This is a genomic window from Psychromonas sp. (assembly GCF_983033635.1).
Map to the genome: position 1 here is coordinate 7,712 of NZ_CEZLMY010000109.1, position 3,156 is coordinate 10,867.

General features: G+C 49.0%; 3 protein-coding genes. All 3 read right to left on the bottom strand.

The annotated features are described in order from the left end of the window. The coding region (locus tag AC4GME_RS13105; RefSeq protein ID WP_490379540.1) for an Hsp70 family protein at positions 1-972 on the bottom strand (972 nt) is incomplete at its 3' end. Between the two features lie 18 nt (positions 973-990). Further along, positions 991-2,925: an Hsp70 family protein gene (locus tag AC4GME_RS13110; protein ID WP_490376755.1), complete on the bottom strand. Its 1,935-nt coding sequence runs from the start codon at positions 2,923-2,925 to the stop codon at positions 991-993. Further along, a partial coding sequence (locus tag AC4GME_RS13115) for a DUF2760 domain-containing protein (protein ID WP_490379541.1) occupies positions 2,922-3,156 on the bottom strand: 235 nt, incomplete at its 5' end. The genes AC4GME_RS13115 and AC4GME_RS13110, both read right to left, overlap by 4 nt.

The following is a 3,156-nucleotide window of genomic DNA, read 5'->3' on the forward strand; positions in this document are numbered from 1 at the left end:
CACCTTGGCGCTGTCAGGTGCATTTTCACTCAACAGCAGCTCTTTGGCTTTTCGAGTTTGCTGTATTAATTGTGACAAACTGGCCGCACTGAGCTTTTTATTAGACGACGAAGCACCGTTAATATAGCGCTCTGCAATATGGGCAAGAGCCAAGTCAACGTTATCTCCCCCCAGCATAAGGTGATTACCAACACCAACCCGCGTTAGTGCAAGCGTATTATCTTCAGCCTGACTAACCTTAATCAAACTCAGATCAGTGGTACCTCCGCCAACATCACAGACCATTAACAGCTTTATTTTCGCAAGCTGAGTTTGTACCTCATCTCCTTGTCTGGCATACCAGTCATAACAAACCGCCTGAGGCTCCTCTAGCAGTAGAATATTTCCCAAGCCGGCACGTTCCGCAGCTTCAACCGTTAATGCCCGAGCACCTTCATCAAAAGAAGCAGGGACGGTAATTACTACCTCCTGATCTTCTATCCGCGCATCAGGATGAGCAAAATTCCAGGCATTACGTATATGAAATAAGTAGCTGGCAGAAGCCAGTACCGGAGAGACTTTAGGAACACCTTCAGCCCCGGCCCAAGGTAAAATATCTGCATTGCGGTCTATCTGCGGATGAGAAAGCCAGCTTTTGGCACTCACAACCTGACGGCCGTCGACCTTTGCCCCCAGTTCCCTAGCCCACTCGCCAATAACAACCAGAGGAAGTTCTCCCGCTAAGGTGTCACTGTCAGTAGCGGACCAAGGCAGCAGTAGATCTGATTCGTTGAGCTCTCCCGTTATCGGGTGATAACGAAACGAGGGTAATAGCGGCCGTTTAGCAACTTCACCGGGTGCAACCAACTGCTCAATTTCAAAGATATGGCAGTTATCAGACGATAGAGGCTTATGCATATCAGCATAGGCAACCACGGTATTAGTGGTGCCTAAATCGATACCAATGAGATATTGAGCAGCTTGATCTGTCATTTAGTTTTGTATTCCCAGTTAATCTCGTACATCCAACTCAATGTGCCAGCGTTCCGGCTCACCGTTGCTGTCGGTACTGTTGACCGAGATCGCTTCTAGTTTAAGCGTGCCGACCTCAGTAACCTTAGCCATCAAGCGGACCGGTACTACGTCACCGACACGACGCCCTTCAACAGAGAGGGTTGCCTGTAACTCAGGAAGCTCTTCTAACTCATCATCCTGCCAGCTTTCGAGCTGTACGCCTGCGTCATCATGACGACGCGTGTTAGAGCCGAAAAAGCGGAATCGGACGGGCTCACCCACCACTAAACCGAACTCGGTATTACCAGGTTGCGTTTCCGTACCTTCCTCCATACCAAAAGGCGCGATACATAGCGCTTCTAACGGAGGTTCCATTCCTGGAATAGCCGGCATTGAGCTTTCAATACCCACGTAATAAGTACTGGCCAGACCACCGCGAATACGTACGCCTTGACCCTGTTTAACGTAACCGTAATAACTCGCGCCACTGGCTACAGCAAGATCAAGATCAGAGTCTGACAGTAATCGGGCCTGCTCTGCACCTGCATCGCTAAGCCACTGGTTGATAATCGACAAAGTCCGCTCAGCCAGCACTGGAGCTTTAAGTACCCCGCCGTTAAACAATATTGCCGTTGGTTTAATAAAGTCAGCCGGCTCAGCACCGCCGAAGTTATTCGCCAATGGATCAGCAGAATACTCGCTGCTGTCAGCTTGAGATGATGAGGAGCCCAATACATCGTTAGCCGCATCCACCTGTCTGCTTAGAAAAGCAGCCAGATGTCGGGAAACAGCAGGATCCTGAGCATAAGGTAATCCCTTTTGCGTTAAAGCACTGCGGCGAACCGCTCGCGGGTGATCACTGATACTTACTTCAGGGAAGAAACCTTCAACCAGCGCTTCCCGCACCTCGGTTCGGGTTAGTTCGGTGCGCAGCGTTTTACCAAGCAGCTTAGAGCCCCTGCTTGGTACCGTAATAGGTACACTATCAACGTCGTTATCTAAAAGTAATTGTTCTTTAGCATCCCGACAAGCATGGGTAATCGCCTGAATCTGCCATGGCTGCAGCTCTTTACCTTCTTGAGCCAGCTTTGCTTTAACACGATAAGCGAGGGCTAAATCCATATTATCGCCGCCGAGTAATATATGATCCCCCACGGCTACGCGATTCAGAGTTAGATTTCCGTCTTCTTCGGTTACCGCAACTAATGATAAGTCTGTCGTACCACCGCCAACATCAACCACCAAAATAATGTCGCCGACATTAACCTGCTCACGCCAGCCTTCACCACAGGCATGTATCCAGTTATAGACCGCGGCCTGAGGTTCTTCAAGCAGGGTAAGGTTATCAAAACCGACACTTTTCGCAGCTTCAGCAGTGAGTTCCCGTGCAGCGGGATCGAAAGAAGCCGGGATCGTGATAGTCACTTCCTGCTTTGACAACGGGAAATCAGGAAACTGATGTTCCCAAGTAGCACGCAAGTGATCCAAATATTGGAACGTTGCCGTTAACGGTGATATTTTAGCGACCTCTTCCGGGCTGCCGGCAGGCAAAAATGCAGAATGACGATCTACTCCGCTATGACACAGCCAGCTTTTGGCGCTAGAGACTAAACGAATCGGGGTTTTACTGCCCAGCTCCCGAGCAATACTTCCAACAATAACGTCAGGCTGCTCGTTCCAAGGCAGGGCAATATCAGCATCATTAAGCTCTGATTGATGAGCCATATATATAAACGACGGCAATTGCTGTTTTTCTTCAATAAGCCCAGGTTGAATTAACTGCGGGACAGACATTATGGTCAATTCCGGCTCTAGTGTCGGGTCTTCGGCTACTTTACCCAGATCCAAATAGGATAATACACAGTGTGTAGTCCCTAGATCGATCCCTACGGAAAAGCGAGCCTGCATTTCGGTTTTCACAGAATCTATCATAGCTCTACCTCTGCAGGTGCAACAATTGAGGTATCGTGGCCTTCCGCCAGTTTCGGCAGTTTAACATCGCTGACTTTCCAGCCTTTGTGAATCAAAGTACCATTAAAAGGCGCGTCACCAACAACATTTCCGGTAAGACGAACTTCTGAGGCGTTAAACCCTTCAGGAAGACTAATACGCGTTTCTTCGTCTTCGCTACGAATAGCCTCGAATGTAAAGTAAGTATTGAGT